This is a genomic window from Flagellimonas alvinocaridis (genome assembly GCF_004916895.1).
GTDB classification, from domain to species: Bacteria; Bacteroidota; Bacteroidia; order Flavobacteriales; family Flavobacteriaceae; genus Flagellimonas; species Flagellimonas alvinocaridis.
Genome location: NZ_SNTZ01000015.1, coordinates 1 through 17,512, shown reverse-complemented (window position 1 = coordinate 17,512; position 17,512 = coordinate 1). Strand labels below are relative to the sequence as shown.

17 protein-coding genes are annotated in these 17,512 nt (G+C 37.9%); 12 read left to right on the top strand and 5 right to left on the bottom strand.

The features are described from left to right. The first annotated feature begins 12 nt into the window (after positions 1 to 12). The gene (locus EZV76_RS15575) at positions 13 to 1,089 is read left to right on the top strand and encodes a DUF2911 domain-containing protein (RefSeq protein WP_136567484.1); all 1,077 of its coding nucleotides are present in this window, start codon (positions 13 to 15) and stop codon (positions 1,087 to 1,089) included. A 137-nt stretch (positions 1,090 to 1,226) separates the two neighbouring features. Continuing rightward, entirely contained in the window at positions 1,227 to 1,655 is a 429-nt protein-coding gene (locus tag EZV76_RS15570) for an FKBP-type peptidyl-prolyl cis-trans isomerase (protein ID WP_136567483.1), read from the top strand. 56 nt (positions 1,656 to 1,711) lie between these two features. Here EZV76_RS15570 and EZV76_RS15565 read toward each other — a convergent pair whose 3' ends face one another. Beyond that, on the bottom strand, positions 1,712 to 1,924 hold the full coding sequence (locus tag EZV76_RS15565; RefSeq protein ID WP_136567482.1) for a hypothetical protein: 213 nt from the start codon (positions 1,922 to 1,924) through the stop codon (positions 1,712 to 1,714). 362 nt (positions 1,925 to 2,286) lie between these two features. Between EZV76_RS15565 and EZV76_RS15560 the strand changes: the two genes are divergently transcribed. Next, positions 2,287 to 3,546, top strand: a complete 1,260-nt coding sequence (locus EZV76_RS15560) for a phospholipase D-like domain-containing protein (RefSeq protein WP_136567481.1) — start codon at positions 2,287 to 2,289, stop codon at positions 3,544 to 3,546. A gap of 287 nt (positions 3,547 to 3,833) precedes the next feature. Continuing rightward, complete coding sequence (locus EZV76_RS15555) at positions 3,834 to 4,058, top strand: hypothetical protein (protein WP_093980788.1); 225 nt, start codon at positions 3,834 to 3,836, stop codon at positions 4,056 to 4,058. 251 nt (positions 4,059 to 4,309) lie between these two features. On the opposite strand, the gene EZV76_RS15550 is transcribed toward EZV76_RS15555, so the two are convergent. From EZV76_RS15550 to xerA, 4 genes are all read right to left on the bottom strand, one after another. Further along, on the bottom strand, positions 4,310 to 4,474 hold the full coding sequence (locus EZV76_RS15550) for a type II toxin-antitoxin system HicB family antitoxin (RefSeq protein ID WP_093980789.1): 165 nt from the start codon (positions 4,472 to 4,474) through the stop codon (positions 4,310 to 4,312). Between the two features lie 19 nt (positions 4,475 to 4,493). Further along, positions 4,494 to 5,285 carry an AAA family ATPase gene (locus EZV76_RS15545; RefSeq protein ID WP_093980790.1) on the bottom strand — a complete coding sequence of 264 codons (792 nt, stop codon included), beginning with the start codon at positions 5,283 to 5,285 and terminating at the stop codon, positions 4,494 to 4,496. Positions 5,286 to 5,293: 8 nt separating this feature from the next. After that, positions 5,294 to 5,881: a recombinase family protein gene (locus tag EZV76_RS15540; RefSeq protein WP_093980791.1), complete on the bottom strand. Its 588-nt coding sequence runs from the start codon at positions 5,879 to 5,881 to the stop codon at positions 5,294 to 5,296. 121 nt (positions 5,882 to 6,002) lie between these two features. Further along, positions 6,003 to 6,821, bottom strand: coding sequence for a site-specific tyrosine recombinase/integron integrase (gene xerA, locus EZV76_RS15535; RefSeq protein ID WP_136567480.1), 819 nt, complete (start codon positions 6,819 to 6,821; stop codon positions 6,003 to 6,005). Between the two features lie 148 nt (positions 6,822 to 6,969). Between xerA and EZV76_RS15530 the strand changes: the two genes are divergently transcribed. The 8 genes from EZV76_RS15530 (at position 6,970) to EZV76_RS15495 (ending at position 17,247) form a co-directional block, all read left to right on the top strand. Further along, a complete protein-coding gene (locus tag EZV76_RS15530) occupies positions 6,970 to 7,446 on the top strand; it encodes a hypothetical protein (RefSeq protein WP_093980792.1) in 477 nt (158 codons plus the stop codon). A 413-nt stretch (positions 7,447 to 7,859) separates the two neighbouring features. Beyond that, complete coding sequence (locus tag EZV76_RS15525; RefSeq protein WP_116183690.1) at positions 7,860 to 8,171, top strand: helix-turn-helix domain-containing protein; 312 nt, start codon at positions 7,860 to 7,862, stop codon at positions 8,169 to 8,171. Between the two features lie 5 nt (positions 8,172 to 8,176). Further along, positions 8,177 to 10,897, top strand: coding sequence for a restriction endonuclease (locus EZV76_RS15520; RefSeq protein WP_116183691.1), 2,721 nt, complete (start codon positions 8,177 to 8,179; stop codon positions 10,895 to 10,897). Next, positions 10,897 to 12,891, top strand: coding sequence for a site-specific DNA-methyltransferase (locus EZV76_RS15515; protein WP_116183692.1), 1,995 nt, complete (start codon positions 10,897 to 10,899; stop codon positions 12,889 to 12,891). The genes EZV76_RS15520 and EZV76_RS15515 overlap by 1 nt, the downstream gene beginning before the upstream one ends. A 2-nt stretch (positions 12,892 to 12,893) precedes the next feature. Next, positions 12,894 to 13,349, top strand: a complete 456-nt coding sequence (locus tag EZV76_RS15510; RefSeq protein ID WP_116183693.1) for a hypothetical protein — start codon at positions 12,894 to 12,896, stop codon at positions 13,347 to 13,349. A 6-nt stretch (positions 13,350 to 13,355) separates the two neighbouring features. Continuing rightward, entirely contained in the window at positions 13,356 to 13,538 is a 183-nt protein-coding gene (locus EZV76_RS15505; protein ID WP_116183694.1) for a hypothetical protein, read from the top strand. Continuing rightward, a complete protein-coding gene (locus EZV76_RS15500) occupies positions 13,522 to 15,969 on the top strand; it encodes an AAA family ATPase (protein WP_161594430.1) in 2,448 nt (815 codons plus the stop codon). The genes EZV76_RS15505 and EZV76_RS15500 overlap by 17 nt, the downstream gene beginning before the upstream one ends. Before the next feature lie 312 nt (positions 15,970 to 16,281). Further along, the gene (locus EZV76_RS15495) at positions 16,282 to 17,247 is read left to right on the top strand and encodes a hypothetical protein (RefSeq protein ID WP_136567479.1); all 966 of its coding nucleotides are present in this window, start codon (positions 16,282 to 16,284) and stop codon (positions 17,245 to 17,247) included. Positions 17,248 to 17,512 lie beyond the last annotated feature (265 nt).

Below are 17,512 nucleotides of genomic sequence, written 5' to 3'. Positions count from 1 at the left end.
AAACGATAAAAAATGAACCTACGATTTCTAGTAATCGCATTAAACTTTGTAGTAATAAGTTGCCATATGGCCTTGGCCCAAGATATGTTGGTGGCCACAAAGGTCAGCCAGCGAGCCAGCGTCATGCAGCGAATCGGCACAACCGATGTAACCGTGACCTACAACAGTCCGGCTGCAAAGCAGCGCAAGATTTTTGGCGGCATCGTACCCTATGATTTTGTGGTTGATGGGGTGGAATACCCATGGCGTGCCGGGGCCAACGAGAATACCACCATCAGCTTTACCCATGATGTTACGGTGCAAGGAAAACCACTTGCCAAAGGCACCTACGGATTGCACATTTTTGTGCGGGATGGGGAGTGGACCTATATTTTTTCGAAGAACCATGAAAGTTGGGGCAGTTTCAGTTATGATCCCAAGGAGGATGCCCTTCGGGTTACCGCTACCCCTAAACCAAGTGAATACCGGGAATGGCTCACCTATGAATTCACCACAAGGGAGGCCGAAGAAGCCGTTTTGGAACTGCAATGGTCCACGGTAAAATGTGGAATCACCATTGGCACGGATGTTACTGCCAATTTACTGACCGATTTGAAATCCAAGGAGGAGAAAACTTCTGATGACTATATCAAATTGGCACAATTGACCCTGTCCGAAGATGCCAAAAACGTGGATGCGGCCCTACAGTATGCCGAAAAATCCATCGCCATGGGAGAGGAGTTCCGTAACCTAATGTTGAAATCCAAACTCTTGGCCCAAAAAGGAATGTCGCAGGAAAGTAAGACTTACGAGCAGAAAGCATTGGAAGTGGGAGAGGGTTTCCCGTATTTTTACTATTATCCTTTGAGTTTTATGCTATTGGAGGATAATCCCGAGAAAACCTTTGAAATTTTGTCCGGGATGTTCCAGAAAGATTCCAACAATTGGATTGTCAATCTGGCCATGGGAGAATACTACATCAAGGCAAAAAACCAAGAAAAGGCGACCCATCATTTTGGCAAGGCTTATGAGTTTGCTGGGGAACGGTCCAAACCCTATGCCCGTTACATGTATCTTTCCAATAGGTTGATATTGGACCAAATGCAATGATTACGATTGGGTACGGCTCAACCCGTAAATACATTTTAAAATTGGTTTATGGAAAAGCAATGGGCAACTCTTTCGTTCAACCATTTTATACCTCATATATTTGCAACGTTTTGATTATAAAACTGTAAACCAAAATTATGAGTAAAGTAAAAGAGAACGACACGGTAAAAGTCCATTATACCGGAAAACTGACCAATGGGCAAATTTTTGACAGCTCGTTGCAAAGGGAACCTTTGGAAGTTGCCTTGGGGCAAGGTCAGCTTATCCCCGGGTTTGAAAAGGGACTTATTGATATGGCCGTGAATGAAAAGAAAACCATAACCATAGCCAAGGAAGAGGCCTATGGGGAGGTCAATGAATCGCTTTTTCAAAAAATATCCAAATCCCAATTGCCCGAAGACATCAAACCCGAGGTAGGTATGGGCTTGGTAGGCTCCAATGCCGAAGGACAACAGCAGCAGTTCCGAGTGGCAAAGGTGGAAGCCGATGACATTATCTTGGACGGGAACCACCCGTTGGTCGGCCAAGACTTGGTTTTTGACTTGGAATTGGTGGAGATACTTTAGAAGACAATACCACATACAATCAACGTCTTATCCTTTTGGGTAAGGCGTTTTTTGTTTTATGCACCATTGATTTTTAGAACAGCCTCCTTAAGTTCCATAAGTACATGGCAGGTGTTCTGACGCTCCAATTCTGAAAAGGCATCTATGGGCAGGTAGTGGAACATGTAAACGGCCTTGTCCAGCCATTGGGCAAAGGAAAGCAGATTGCCCTCGTGGCATTCTTCAAAGTAGGCGAGGAGGGGGTGTAGGTCATCTGGTTTTAAGCTCATTTTGGGTGATTTTTCGATTTGGGATAGCTAAAACTAGTCAATATCAGATTTACAAGCAATCGAAAATTTTAGGGATGCATTTCAAACATATAGAAACATTGTTTTGTTCTATAAAAGTATATGGTAAAAGCATAAAAATTTTTCTACCTAAAAATTGAAAGTTTGTTATCAATCCTAGTTTATCATAATACTTTTAGGGTATTTTTTTGACTTTACCTGAAAGATACACTTGATAAAACCCCCAACTTTTCTACGGTTTTTCTGCAATCCGTTCCGGCAAACATTTTTTATCTTTAAAGAGTCAGGATAGCCTTCTTGATTTTTCCCCCGAACATCTATTTGGTCATCAAAAAACAACCGTCATGAGAAAATCGGGCACCAACAACGGCTTTAAACTGAACGTGATATCGGGCACCTATGTGGTCATGATGGGGTGGCACTTGCCCCAGGACCAGTGCGGTGGGCTTATGGGCTTTTCCATACACCGCGAGAGCCCTTCGGAGAACGAAGCCTTTTATTTAAAGGGCATGAAGGTCTTTCCCGAGACCGACCCGGGATTTCCTCCGGGATCTATGTACGAGACCAGCAAACAACCCATTCAGGGGTTCCAATGGTCCGATTATTCGGCCAAACCGGGACTCACCTATACCTACACGGTCACGGCCTTGAAAGGTACCCCGGCCAATCTGCAGGAGTTCAGCTCCGTTTCGGTGGACATTACCACCGAGAGCCCCGAAAATGGCAATCAGGATGTTTATTTCAACAGGGGCATAGCCGCCTCACAGGAATACGTGCGCCGTTTTGGGGACCAAAGACCGGAAGATGTGCCCAACGATAAGGCTTTTGAATGGCTGTCGCGAGGGTTGTACGAGGCTTTGGAGAGCTACATCAACAGTTGTACGCCCGGAACGGACGAGCTGTATATTGCCGCCTACGAATTTTATTATGACAAGGTGTTGCTGCTCATCAAAAACGCCATTGATAGGGGAGTAGTGGTAAAATTTGTGTACGATGCCCGCAAGGACAGCCCAAAAATTAAAAACCAAGAGGCCATGTTCACTTTTGGGTTGGATACCCATCCTTTCGCGTTTGAAAGGACCAGCCCAAAATCCTATATCTCACACAACAAGTTTATCGTAAAAGTGACCAACGGAGTGGCGAAATCGGTCTGGACCGGAGGCACCAATTTTTCGGAAGGGGGCATTTATGGACATTCCAATGTGGCCCATGTGGTAGAGGATGAGGCTGTGGCACAAAAATTCAAACTGTATTGGGATGCTCTGGTGGAAAAACCGGAAAAGAGCAGCACCCTTAAACAACGGGTGGAGGCCCTTTCACTGCTTCCTGTCAATAACCTTACCGATGGCACCCATGTGGTATTCAGTCCCAGAAAAACTATTGATGCGTTGGATTGGTACGCACAATTGGCCAAAAACGCCCAAGAAGGGCTTTTTATGACATTTGCTTTTGGGATGAACGATGTGTTCAAGGATGTTTACGAAAATGGACAGGCACCGTTCAGGGTCGCCCTGTTGGACAAACTTACCCGTGGTTTTCGGGACCCAGCAGACAAAGCTGCCGAGGAACTGAAGATGCAGCTCCTTGGCCTAGTGACCTCATAGCTGCGAAAAGTGTCAATATAGCTCGGAGGCATTGAAAACATTGGCTTTCCGCTTTGACATCGTCCCAAAATTGAACAAAATGCCCAATTAAATTACCTAATTTATTATAATACAATTTTTTACGGACGCTAGCCCGTTTCGGGATTACACTACCATTTCATGGCTTTTAAAACGACTTGGGCGCAAAACGGTTAATGGACTATCTTTACGGAAATAAACCGATTATGTTTCTTTCCATTTTCTTAAAAGGCTCAATGTTCTAAGTATTCACTTAAAACATTGAAATCGTGAAACATTCAAAGCGATTTATAAAAGCCTTTGGTCTTACCCAAGAGGGACACATTGATTTTCCTAAAAAGATATCCAATATCCGCATTTCAAGGATTGACAACTACCGTAAGATGGGTGGTTGTTGGTTCTGTTTCCCCCATGGAATAGAGACCACTAACTCAAAATTTTCAAAACGTACCCGTAACTGGAAAAAATATAGGAGAAACCAATATAAACTTTGATTTGGGAGTGAACGCATAGCGGCTGAAACCGCCCGATGACCACATAGCTGCATAAACGGAAAACTTTGCTCGGAAATACCGAAAACACTGGTGTTTATCGATTAATTAAATTCCCCAGTTTTATTTATTGGTCTATATGGATGTAATGTGCAATAGGGTTTATTGAACGTACTGCCCAAGTGTTCTATTTTATGTTTATGCGATAATGAGATTCCTATTTTGTTTATTGGAACAACCACGGTAAGCTCTTTTCAGTGTTCTTGTCCGTGAAGGAGTTCCAAATGCAATTCAATGGCTTCCTTGATATTATTCTCGATTTCAGCTCTATCGGCACCAGCGGAAGTACACCCGGGAAGTTCCGGTACATAGGCACTCCAACCATCGCTGCTCTTCTCATAAATAATTTCGTATTCCATAAATCAAATTTAGGATATGTTATTTCAAAAACCTCAGATAGCTTTCCGGACTTTGTAAGAACGACCTGGTAATGGTATAGTGCTCCGTTTCCTCCAATGATACCTTGTTCATTCCTTTGTCCGTCACCTCATAAATATTTGCTCCGGGATACGCCATAAGCATGGGTGAATGCGTGGCAATGATAAATTGGGACATATGGGCCTTTAAGTGTGCTTGGATGAAATAGAGCAATGACAACTGTTTTGATGGGGACAATGCTGCTTCGGGTTCATCCAGCAGGAATATCCCACTTCCATTTATGGTATCGTCCATTATTTTCAGATAAGCTTCCCCATGTGAAAACCCCTGAAGGTCTTGGCCGTAGTTCTGCCGCATTTTATAAATCTGATAGTTTTGGTTATCCTTCATTTCCTGGATGATACGGTCCGGAACTTCACCATAGATATCCTTGAACGACTCGTGGAGCCTGGCATCCTCCCTATCGATACTGTTCAAGAGATCACCAAAGTCCTCTGCCCTGAAGAAAAATCCCCTTGGCCTCTCAATTTTCCAGTTCAATTGCAGATAAGGTGTCAGCGAACGGGCCGCCTTGAAACAATTCTTGCCATATCCGAACCCGTCCATATGTGGGAGTTGTAAACGAAGTGCCAATGTTTCAAGTAAAGTGGACTTCCCCGTTCCATTGTCCCCTATAATAAATGTGACTGGTGCGGACACATCGATATCCTTTGCAAACTTGATAGCACTGACATCGTAGGGAAACGGATGGGTCCGTTCCGCTATAACGCTAAGTGACGATAGGTACGGCATAGATCGGTTCAGGGTTTAACGGTTGAATCCGCCATTAGTGATTTTTCCACTCTATAGAAAGAGGTCTTTCCCAATTTTGCCCGCTTGCATGCATTATCGATTGAGACCCCTTGGTTCTCATAAAGATGTTTGGCGTAGTGGTACTTTTCAATTGTTTCCACTTTTGCACCCTTGGGCCTGCCCAAAAGCTTGTTTCGTTTTCTGGCATTGTCCAGTCCCACTTTGGTACGTTCACTGATTAGGTTTCTCTCGAATTCCGCAACCGCAGCAAAGATTTGTAGAAGAAATTTCCCATTTGCCGAAGTCGTATCGAATTCCGGTTCGCTCAGACTTTTGAAGTGTACCCCGGCCTCGTTGAAGCGGTCTATGAGTTCCACCATGTTTCTCAGGGAACGGAAAACACGATCGTTTTTGTAGGTAAGAATGGTGTCCCCCTTCCTCATGTATTTGAGCATCTCGTTCAGGCCCTTTCTATCATCTCTTGTACCGCTGGCGATATCGGTATAGATTTTCTCGCAACCCTCTTTTTCGAGCAAGGCAATCTGAGCTTCCAACTTTTGTTCGGGTGTGGACACCCTGGCATATCCGACCGTCATATTTGGTTCCGTAAAAGGTTATATAACGAAACTACTAAAAAGAACGACAAATGGAACTGTGAACGAATGTTTTTTGACGCGGATTCAACTGTGCCGTAAAACGGCCAATTTATGGAGCGGTTCAATCATCAAAAGGACTTGTCACATTCAACAAAGTAGGTTCAGTAACTTGGGTATAAATCATGGTCGTCTTAATGGAATTGTGCCCTAAAAGTTTTTGGATGATTCTAATATCGGTACCATTTTCCAATAGGTGCGTTGCGTAACTGTGCCTCAAGGTATGCGCGGTGATGTTTTTATTTATTCTCGCCCTTTTGGCAGCAGCCTGGAGAAGCTTGTTGAAACTTGACGAAGAATACCTGTCTCCCTTTTGGCCTTCAAATAGGTATCGTTTGGGCGTATATTCTTTATAGTACTCACGAAGCATTGACAAGGTTTTTTCAGATAAGGGTACTATCCTGTCCTTGTTGCCCTTTCCTGATTTAATATGTATCACCATTCTGGATGAATCTATATCCTTGATTTCAAGTGCAATCAACTCGCCTACCCTTAAGCCTGCACTGTAGACCACGGCTATCATGCTCTTATGCTTGATGTTGTTGGCTTTTTCAATGATTTTAAGAACTTCCTTTCTTGCGATGACTACGGGGAGCTTATTTGGCTTTCTACTCGGAAATAGATATTCCAAGTTAATGTTCTGACCGAAAATTTCTCTGTAATACAGCTTCAAGGCCATCGCTACCTGTTTCTGGTAGGAATAGGATACTTTCTTGGTGTGTACCATATGATAGAAGTACCTGTGAAGTTCGGTTTCATCAATCTTGTTCAGTGGCTTTTCAAAAAATTGAGTCGCCATCTTTACGATGGAAGAGTAACTCTCTATAGTGTTCCTGCTATACCGCTTAACCTCCAATATTTTCACAAAATCAGGCAATGACATAATAATATGAAGATATCGATTTATAGTGAAAAAGTACTATTTTTATCCAACATCAATATGGTTATGCGGAACTTTCCGGATATCCAGTAGTTGTAGTGCATTTGACACAACCATAAGGCAAATTCAGTATCTAATAGTAAACAGATTTATGAAAAAAAATTTCATACTTATTGTAATAAGCATTTTATTGTCAAATTGTTCGAATGATGATGATAATGGTATTGATTGTCAACTTTTTGACCCCGCATTTCCAAGTTTATATATTAAATTAGTTGATTCAAACGGTAATAATTTAATTGAAAATGGTACTGTAAACCCAGAAGAAATAACACTTCAAAATGGATTAGGTTTCAGATTTAATCCTCCTAATGAATTTGCTAATCCTGATTCTGAAATTAGGGAGTTTGATAATACAATTGAATTATTTATACCAAATGAATCGACCTTTCAATACGTTATTAAACTAAACGATACAGAAACTGTTACCTTGGATTTTTTAGCAGAATTGACTAAAATTCCCTGTAATATAACTTACTATACTCCAACTGGAGTGGTTTACAATACTCAAAATTTGGAATTAAGAGAAGGTTCCTCACTCGAATTTATAACGGATATAGAACTCTGAAAAAACGCACTACAACAATTCCTAAACGTAATGCGGACTTTAGGGCTCAATCGAAATGTCTGTGTATATTTATGAAGTCGCTAAATCTTATGGATTTAGCTTTAGAATAGAAAAAATAAAACTAAACAATAAGCTTTAGCTTCGTGCACAGACGGAAACGAAAAAGTTTCCTTACCACCGCACTACGCTTAGCCGAGACGTTACCCACCATTAGGAAAAAGCCCACCGCACATTTATACACATTTGGTTTTTGCCAACTCACAAGCCCTCCACAAAAAACCAAAAGAGTATAAATTTTCCCACCGCTCCCAGACTGTTAATAAGTTCGGAGAACAATTTCAAGGAATTACCAAAAAGACTAATTATATTTGACACTTATTGTCAAAATAAAATAATCAAGTGATATTTCACAAATGAAAGAAAGCAAGACAACAGGAGAAATACTTCGCGAAGAAAGAGAAAAAAAAGGATTGTTGCTTAGGCAAGTAGCCGCTATGCTTGACATAGACACTGCAATACTTAGCAAGATTGAAAGAAGTGAAAGAAAAGCAAGTAAAGAGCAAATCATAAAACTTGCTGAAATTCTCGAATTAGACGAAGAAGATTTGATTGTTCAATTCCTGAGTGAAAAAATTCTTTACGAAATAAAAGATGAAGAATTGGGAAGCAAAGCACTTAAAGCGGCTGAACAAAAAATGAAATACAATAACAAAAACAATAGCTGAGATTGATGGAAATAAAATTAGAAGAATTAGAGTACCAGCAAATAGCCATCAAATCTGTGGTTAATGTTTTTGATGGCAACAACAAAAACACGTTTGACAATGCTTGCTTTGAAGGTATTCGCTCAAATGTTTGCTCACTTTCAAAAGAACAATTAGCGGAAAACATCAAATCTGTAATAATCGAAAATGGCATTGATGAAGAAACCGCTAAACTCAGCGAATTACAGGAGTTAACTATCGAAATGGAGACTGGAACAGGTAAAACACTTGTTTACATTAAAACCGTTTACGAATTGTTCAAGCACTATGGTTTTACCAAGTTCATTATTCTTGTTCCCTCTGTAGCCATTAGACAAGGGGTGCTAAGTGCCATTTCAACCTTTGAAAAACAGTTGGAAGAAATTTATGGTTTTACTCCCAAATCCTTTGAATACGACAGTAAAAAGCTGAATAAAGTAACCAATTTTATTGAGGAGCAACACCCTCAGATAATGGTGATGACGTTGGCATCATTCGCTTCTGACGATAGAATTTTGAATCGTGCACAACGAGAAGACCTATTCTCCAACATTCCTTTTATTGATGCTATTGGAAAAACAAATCCAATCATCATTATGGATGAACCACAGGAAGGAATGGACACAGAGAATTCCGTAGAAAGGATTAAAAAACTCAATCCACTTTTTAAACTAAGATATTCCGCCACACATAAAGTTTCAGTCAATAAAGTCTATCGTTTAACACCTTATGACAGCTATAAAGAAGGATTGGTAAAAAAGATAGAAGTATTAACAGTTACAGAAAAAAATGATGAAGCCACTTTGAAACTGGAACTTTCTGAAACCAAAAACGGAAAAAATCCAATACAAGCTAAAATTAAAGCGTGGCATCAATTAGCAAGTGGGAAAATAGAATTCAAAGACACAAAATGGTTGAAAGATGGCGATAACCTTGGAGAAGTTACCAATAACCCAAGCTACCTCAAATACAAAATTGAACGCATCAATAAAAGTTTGAGAACTGGAAAATGGTCTGTTTCTTTTACCAATGGAACCGAAATTCTTGAAAAACAAACATCTGGAAACATTCAAAGCGTTTGGGCTTTGCAATTGGAATGGCTCATTCTACGTCATTTTACCAAAAAACAAAAATTAAAGGAACAAGGCATAAAATGCCTTTCACTGATTTTTATTGATAGAGTTTCCAACTATGTGAGTGAAGATCCCACAATCAAAAATCTATTTATCGAAAAATACAAAACACTATACCCCGAATTTCATGACGGTAAAGAACCCACCGCAGAGCATATTGATGCAATCCAAGGATTTTATTTTGCTCAAACAGGAAAAGGCGAATTTACCGACAATGAAAACTCCATGCGAAAAAACTCAGAAGTATTTGATGCAATTCTGAGAGATAAGAAAGAATTGTTGTCTTATGGTGATTCAGTTGCCAATAGAATTGAGTTTATCTTCTCGCATTCCGCTTTGGGTGTTGGTTGGGACAATCCAAATATTTTCAATATTGCTACACTTAGTAACTCCTACTCCGAAATTAAAAAGAGACAGGAAATAGGTAGAGGTTTGCGAATTTGTGTCAACAGTGAAGGACACCGAGTTTACGATAAACTGAATGTCGCAGATGATGAGCGTATTAATCAATTGACCGTTATTCCAAATGAAACCTACGAAACCTTTGTAACGCAGTACCAGGAAGAGATAAAAGAAGTTTACGGAACTTCCAAAGCGGGTGCAGGAATGACCCACACACACAAAGGAAAACCACAAAATGAAGTTCATTTTAAACGAAATCCGAATGACGAACTGAATAAAGCATTCAAGCGTTTTTGGACTGCATTAGCCAAGAAAACAAACTATACCGTAAGTTTTGACGAAGAAGCTTTGATTGAAAGAAGCAAGGAAGCTTTAAACAACATTGACATTGCAGACTATGAAGCAGAAGTAAGCAGCCGTTCGATCGGAACCATAACGGAAGATGGCATTGAAGATGAATTTGGAGGCAAAGAAAGTTACAAACTGAAAGCCTACTTCTCGGCTTTGGATTTGGTAGAAGAATTAAGTGAAAACACAGGTTTGAGTTACACTACTCTTTTTAGAATTATTGACGGAATTACCAATCATTCCCATTTTGCTAAAAATCCACCGCAATACATTCATCAGGCATCTTCCCTAATCAAAAACATTGAGTTGGAAGAAATGCTTAGAGGTTTGGATTATCATTTGACAGATGAAACCTTCCCCTTTGAATTTGATGATTACGTTAAAAATATCGATGAAAAAGGATATGAACCCACTCCAAAAAGAGGCATTTTCGATAAAATGTTGGTGGATAGTGACGTAGAAAAATCCTTTGCCAAAGCCACCGATTTAGATGATGAAGTGGTTTGTTTTCTTAAACTTCCGTCTTACTACAAAATTCAAACACCTATTGGCGAATACGAACCCGATTTCGGAATTGTGATGAAGCGGAAAAGCCTGAGAAACGGAAAAGAAAGCGAGTTTTATTTTGTGATTGAAACCAAAGGAACAAACGACATCAACAACAAAAAGGCTCTCAAAGAAAGTGAGATTTATAAAATAAAATGTGCTGTAAAGCATTTTGCCACGCTTGGTGTAGAAGTACAGTACAAAGCTCCTGTAAAAGACTATCAGTATTTTAAAACAGAAGCTCAAAAAGATATTAACGCATTAATTGAAAAAGCATAATGAATAAGGAAAAAGAAACCACAGATAACCCAATGGAAAAGGTACAGTCACACGATTGGAACAATGAACGTTTGGAACAGCTAAAGCAATTAATGCCTGACCTCTTTACCAATGATGGACAGCTAAACATCAACGAACTTAAAAAAGTGGTTGACCCGAAAAACGTAAATGAAACTGAACGTTACGAGTTTAGATGGTTTGGCAAAAGCAATGCGAAAAGAGAAGCTTTCACCCCTACTGATGCTACTTTGGTTTATGATGAAAAAAGAAGCGTAAACCCTGCCGAAAGTGAAAATCTGATTATTGAAGGTGAGAATTTGGCGGTACTAAAATTACTAAGTAACAGCTACCGTGAGCAAGTAAAGTGCATTTACATTGACCCTCCTTACAACACAGGAAATGACTTTGTTTATTCCGATAAGTTCAATCAAGATAGAAAAGAATACTGGGAGGATGCAGAAATGATAGAGAATGGTCTCAAGATTGACACCAACATTGAAACTGAAGGTCGTTTTCACAGTAACTGGCTGGATATGATGTATAGCAGATTGCTTGTTGCGAGACAGTTGTTACGGGAAGATGGAGTCATTTTTATATCATTAGATGACAATGAAATACACCATCTAAGAAAATTATGCGATGAAGTTTTTGGTGAGGATAATTTCTACTCTCAAATAATTGTTCGTGCTAACAGCAGGGGACAAACATACAACCAGATAGCAAAGACACATGAATATATCCTTATTTACACAAAGTCGATTGATGGTGATTTAATTGAACTTGAAAAAGATGCAGCAAACTCAGATTTGAATCTTAAAGACGATATCGGAAATTTCAATATTCGTGAATTAAGAAATCGAAATCCCAAATTTGGTAAACATAATCGTCCAAATTTATTCTATCCTATTTATGCAAATACCAAATTAGCTGATAAAGATGGTTTCTTCCCAATTTCGTTAAAAAAGACAGATGAATACAATGTTAAAATTGAACCATTTAACTCAAAAGGCATTGAATCTTGCTGGCGTTGGGGGACAACAAAATTTGAAGACAATGTAAACACTAACACTTTGCTAAGCAATGTTGTTGGTAAGGAAAAGGGAGATGGCAGTTTTGGTGTGTACGAAAAATATAGAAAAACAACTTACAAACCAAAGTCTATATGGGATGATAATGCATTTCTTACCGAAACAGGAACAGTAGAAGTTAAAAACTTAGGGTTTGATGGTGAGTTTGATTTCCCGAAACCTGTTGAATTAGTTAAAAGATGTATTGAACTAACCGTTGAGAAAGGTGACACTGTTTTAGATTTTTTTGCAGGCTCAGGCACTACGGGACAATCGGTTTTCGAATTGAATAATAACACTGACAAAGACATTAAGTTTATAGCTATTCAGCTACCAGAAAAATGTCCAGAATCAAGTATCGCATTTAAAAACGGATTCAAAAAAATAAGCGACATCACCATAGAACGGAATAAACGTGTAGTTGAAAAAATTATCAAAGAAAAAAAAGAGGCTCAACCTGATTTGTTCAGTAAAAAGGAAAATGACCAAGACCAATTAAATGGTCTTGGTTTTAAAGTTTTCAAACTCAAAAAATCAAATTTCCCTAGAGTAGAATACGCTCCCGATCCTGAAAAAACGGAAGAAGAAAATATTGAGGCACTCAAAAAATATATTCGAGACAAAGAAGCTCAATTGGTTACAGCTTTCAACAGGGATGAATTGATAACCGAAATTTTAATCAAAAATGGCTTCAAACTCAATTACTCGTTAACCAAACAAGAAGAATTTAAAAAGAATGAGATTTTACTAGCTTCTGACGGTGACAAAGAAACCCTGATTTGTTTGGACGTAACCATTTCAGATGAAACGGTAGAACATTTCAAAACACATACCGACCAAAAATTGATCGTGCTTGAACGTGCTTTGGACACTACCAAAAAATGGAACCTGAAACACGCTATGGGCGATAAGTTTAATGCTTTTTAGGAATGAGTAATGAAGTAACCATATATTTTGACCGCCCATTGTCATTTGAGCCGAGTAATATTCAGCCATTAAATGGCATTGCAGGTCTGTACTTCATTTTTAGCCAGACCATTGATATTCAATACCCTTTTGATAAATCAAAACTACTTTATATAGGTATGAGCGAGAAGAAAACTAATAGCATTGGCAGACGCTTATTGGGACATTTTGATTGTAAATCGAAAAACCTGGGGTTAACCAATTACAGAAAAGTAGAACCTTTACTATTTACCTATATCAATTTTGAAATGCTCAAAAATATTTGGCAATTCCGTATCGAAGATTTGGAAAGCTACTTCATTTTGGATTTTGTGGAACAATATGGAGTTTACCCTATTTGTAATAATAAATCAGGTTTTGAAATTCAAAATAAAACACTCACTTCCAGTTTTAAAATTGATTGGAAATACTTTAAATAATACAGTATGGCAGAAAATGTAAAATCTGGAAAAGAAATATTGGACGATTTTTTCAATGGAATTGAGAAAATTGAAAATGTTGATACGGACATTGCTAAAATGTTGGAAAGACTTTATCAAGAAGATAAGTTGACTGATACCAATGTTAAAAATGAACTTCAACAACTACGAGATGGCGATAAAGACTAAAATAAATAGTATTACCATCAAAGGTATTAGAGGGGCAAAAGACAGTTTGGAATTGCCATTAAAAGGCAAATCAATTGTTCTCTATGGTGATAACGGAACAGGAAAAAGTAGTATTTCAGATGCACTTGAGTGGTTTTACACAAATCGTGTATCGCATTTATCCAGTAATAGTGAAATAGACCTAAAAGATGCTTTAAGAAACTCTGGACTCGGTAAAGATGATGTTTCTGAAGTTAAAGTGTCATTCGTTAAAGAAACTGATATTGATTGTTCCAAAACCCTTTTCTATAAAAGAGATAATCTAACTACGGATTTTTCTAATTCTTCTGATGATTTTAAAAAATATTTGGAGCTTTCAAAGGAAGAAAACCTCCTGTTGCGTTATCAATATCTGACCGATTTTATTGACAACACAAAAAGTGATAAACTAAAGTACTTATCGGACATTATTGGTTTTTCGGAAGTAACTAAAAAGAAGGAGGTTCTCAAAAAAAGCTACAATTCGATAAAAACCGAAATCAAGAACCAAAATTTTGAAGCTCAAACGAATATTCAAAAAGGAACTCTTATTGAAAAATTAGGTGCTGCTATTAGCCAAGAAGAAAATTTATTTGAAAAGATAAACGAAAAAATCAAACCCTTAAAAACAGGCATTGAGGTTAAGAAATTTGAGGATATTGATAAAGTTCTAGCACACCTAAAAAACGCAACAAATAATAAACTCAATAAGGAATTGGCTTTTTTAGAAAAAGCAAACACGGCATTGGACACACTCAAATCAGAGGTAGAATTTATTGATTCCGAATACACGAAATATTTTGATGAATTTGAACTTATTGCAAATGATGTTGAAAGCATCATGCAAACTTTTTTAGGTGAATTATTAAAAACAGGTGATACCGTTTTAGCTAAAAAGTATCATAAGACGGATAACTGCCCTCTTTGTTTGCAACCCAAAAGCATTGAAGAACTTCGTGCAGAAATTGCCATTAGATTAAAAGAGATTGAAGAATCTTCTAAGAAAAAAGCATCATTTGATAAGGCAAAACAATTAGTTAATTCAATAACCATTGAACGAATTAAGAGGTTGGAAACCGTTCTTTTAGATCCCCTTGTTGAAATTGAGGAAAGTAAACTCATTAAGAAAGGCTTCACGGATTTAAAAGAAAAAATCACTGAATATCAAAAGGCAAGTGTTGAGCGAGTAACCTCAGGTAATAAAATTCCAAAAGCGGAAACACTTAAACTTTTAACCTCAGATTTTGAGTTTCAAAAGGCAATAGCTTCAAGAATTAAGCAAATACAGGAAATTTTTAAGAAAGACAATTCCGCAGTTCTGTATTCAAATATTTCTGCCTCTAAAGACGCGTTTCTAAAAATAAAACTGTTTGAAAAGCAAAAGGCAAAACTGGAGAAACAGCGTAAGTCCTTAGAAATAATCTATAATGAATTTGTAAAAGTTCAAAAAGAAGGACTTGAAAATTTCATCACCAATTTCTCAGGCAAAATCAACGAATATTATCAATACATGAATCCTGATGAGCCTTTTCAGGAGATTAAAATTGTAACTATTGGTGATGAGGATGAACTAAACGGAATTACAATTGAGTACAAGTACAACGGTAATTGGGTTTCACCGCCACAAAAGTACTTTAGTGAATCTCATTTGAACTGTTTTGGATTATCATTCTTTTTGGCTTCTGTAAATGCCTTTAACGATAAGAACGAATTTATCCTACTTGATGATGTTATTTCAAGTTTTGATTCTAACCACCGAAAACGCTTTGCAGAATTGATTTTTGAAAAATTCTCAAAATATCAAATCATTTTACTTACTCATGAAGCCGATTGGTTTACAAATTTTGTAAGTCCACTAGCAAAAAAGAAAGGCTGGCTAATTAACGAGATTAAATGGACAGAAGATAAAGGAACATATCTTGACGAAGAGCCAAGAGATTTAAGAGAAAGAATAGAAACAAATCTAGCCGACAGTAAAATAGAGAATTTAGGGAATCCTATTCGCAGATACCTTGAACACTCATTGAAGGAAATTGCCCTAAATATTGAAGCTAAATTAAGTTTTCAGTATAATGATTCGAACGAGCATAGAATGCCTTACGAATTGATTATGGGGATTAAATCAGAAATCAAAAAGTGTAGTACAGAATTAAAAGCAAAATTTCCAGTCATTGACCGCATAGAAAGTTCGGCAATATTGGGAAACATTTCTTCACATGACAATCCATTTAATCCTAAAATTGGGGATTTAAAAGCATTCTGGGCTGACATCCTTGAATTGGAAAAAATATTCATTTGCGAACAATCGGACTGTAAAAGACCAATGGTATCACTAAAGAATTATGACACTGTTGCAAAGAAAATAAGATGTGGAGGTTGTGGTGAAACAAAATACGACTGGAACAAGAAATAATGCTAATCCTAAAAGTCATACACATTGCCAAGTCGCTCAAAAGCCAACCGCACGAACCAAAACTTGTCAAAGAGTATGCCTTTGCCAACGCTGAAAAGCAATGAAAACGGTGGGTAACAATGGCTAAAAAAACATAGGGGTTTCGATGGTAAATTGAAAGTTTGGAGTTTTTAATCAAGTCCGCCAAACCAAAATTTTGATAATGAAAAAAGAAAGATAATTATAAAAATATTTGGCTTGGCTAAGTGCTAAACTGAAAGGGCAGTATTTCAAACTCCCCTACGTTTCTTAGCCGGGTCGTTAGCCACAAGTATGAATAAATCTTTTTTCAGTTCAATCCTAGTCCTACAACTTTTAGTTTTATCTAGTTGTAAAAAAGAATCATCAGGAGAACAGGATTTTTCAGCCTTTGAGCAAGGAACTGACTGGGAGTCTAAAAATCTTGTTGGGAAAGTTAAGTCAATCACCAATTACAAAGCGACCTATCTGGATTCAGATGGTAAAAAGACTCGTGAACCCATAAAAACCCTTAGGGAGGAGTTTACAGAGTTTGGCTCAACGAAAAGGACTGAATATTATGACGATTTTGGCAGTTTGATCCAAACTACAACAAATGAATTTGACGAAAATCAATTTTTCGTAAAGTCCTTAACCACTCATCATCTTCGTCCACACAAATCTCTGATGACGATTGAACATGACACCCTAAATAATTTAGCTATTCGTAATGTTGTAATAAACGACACCATAAACTTTAAATACATCGAAGAATATGATGAAAATGATCAGCTATTAAGGCAGACAAGCATTGAAAATAGTGATACCGTCGTTTGGACCGCAAAACAGAAATTCGATGGAAAAAACCGTTTGATTTTTAAAGAAGTTCTTCCTTCTAACGATGACGAGCCCCAGACTTATAGCTATCAATATGACAGCTCTGGAAATATTACCGAAAGCATCAACGGAAACAGTCAAATGAAATTCAAATCAACCTCTAAGTACAATGGAAAAACTTTGACTGAACGGACAAGCTACATCATCAGTGCGGATACGAAAGAACACCTTCAAGAAATTACAGAGTATGACAAATATGGTAATCCTGTCATTTCTAAAGCGTTTGAAAATTCAGAATTAAATCGGGAATTCAAAAGCAAATACATCTTGGACCAGGAAGGTAACTGGATTAAAAAAGTTGTTTCTTTAAAAGAGCATTTTGCTGATTCTAAGAAATTCACGCCAGCTTACGAAGAAACTAGGGAAATAGAGTATTGGAAATAAATACCTGTGGCTAACAAGGGCTATAATTTATAGCTGCATTTCGTTAACTTGAAGCTCATAAACCATCAACGGCTGGATTTGCCACGGTGGAAATGCTCCGCATTTCTTCACCGCCACAAATCATAGCCGTATTCCAAGATCAAATCCAAACTTATTTCAACCTTTTTCAAGCAGCGAATTTTTGTAAAACCACGTATGGTGTCCCTCTTTTAACCACAGAGAATGCCCTTGCCAAAAGTTTGTTCCTGACATTGTTCAAAGCAAC

Coding starts and splice junctions, on each gene's coding strand:
- EZV76_RS15570 (WP_136567483.1), top strand. CDS start 1,227: ATGAGTAAAGTAAAAGAGAACGACACGGTAAAAGTCCATTATACCGGA.
- xerA (WP_136567480.1), bottom strand. CDS start 6,821: ATGTCATTGCCTGATTTTGTGAAAATATTGGAGGTTAAGCGGTATAGC.
- EZV76_RS15565 (WP_136567482.1), bottom strand. CDS start 1,924: ATGAGCTTAAAACCAGATGACCTACACCCCCTCCTCGCCTACTTTGAA.
- EZV76_RS15550 (WP_093980789.1), bottom strand. CDS start 4,474: ATGGAATACGAAATTATTTATGAGAAGAGCAGCGATGGTTGGAGTGCC.
- EZV76_RS15525 (WP_116183690.1), top strand. CDS start 7,860: ATGAAAGAAAGCAAGACAACAGGAGAAATACTTCGCGAAGAAAGAGAA.
- EZV76_RS15530 (WP_093980792.1), top strand. CDS start 6,970: ATGAAAAAAAATTTCATACTTATTGTAATAAGCATTTTATTGTCAAAT.
- EZV76_RS15515 (WP_116183692.1), top strand. CDS start 10,897: ATGAATAAGGAAAAAGAAACCACAGATAACCCAATGGAAAAGGTACAG.
- EZV76_RS15560 (WP_136567481.1), top strand. CDS start 2,287: ATGAGAAAATCGGGCACCAACAACGGCTTTAAACTGAACGTGATATCG.
- EZV76_RS15575 (WP_136567484.1), top strand. CDS start 13: ATGAACCTACGATTTCTAGTAATCGCATTAAACTTTGTAGTAATAAGT.
- EZV76_RS15510 (WP_116183693.1), top strand. CDS start 12,894: ATGAGTAATGAAGTAACCATATATTTTGACCGCCCATTGTCATTTGAG.
- EZV76_RS15520 (WP_116183691.1), top strand. CDS start 8,177: ATGGAAATAAAATTAGAAGAATTAGAGTACCAGCAAATAGCCATCAAA.
- EZV76_RS15545 (WP_093980790.1), bottom strand. CDS start 5,285: ATGCCGTACCTATCGTCACTTAGCGTTATAGCGGAACGGACCCATCCG.
- EZV76_RS15500 (WP_161594430.1), top strand. CDS start 13,522: ATGGCGATAAAGACTAAAATAAATAGTATTACCATCAAAGGTATTAGA.
- EZV76_RS15540 (WP_093980791.1), bottom strand. CDS start 5,881: ATGACGGTCGGATATGCCAGGGTGTCCACACCCGAACAAAAGTTGGAA.
- EZV76_RS15505 (WP_116183694.1), top strand. CDS start 13,356: ATGGCAGAAAATGTAAAATCTGGAAAAGAAATATTGGACGATTTTTTC.
- EZV76_RS15495 (WP_136567479.1), top strand. CDS start 16,282: ATGAATAAATCTTTTTTCAGTTCAATCCTAGTCCTACAACTTTTAGTT.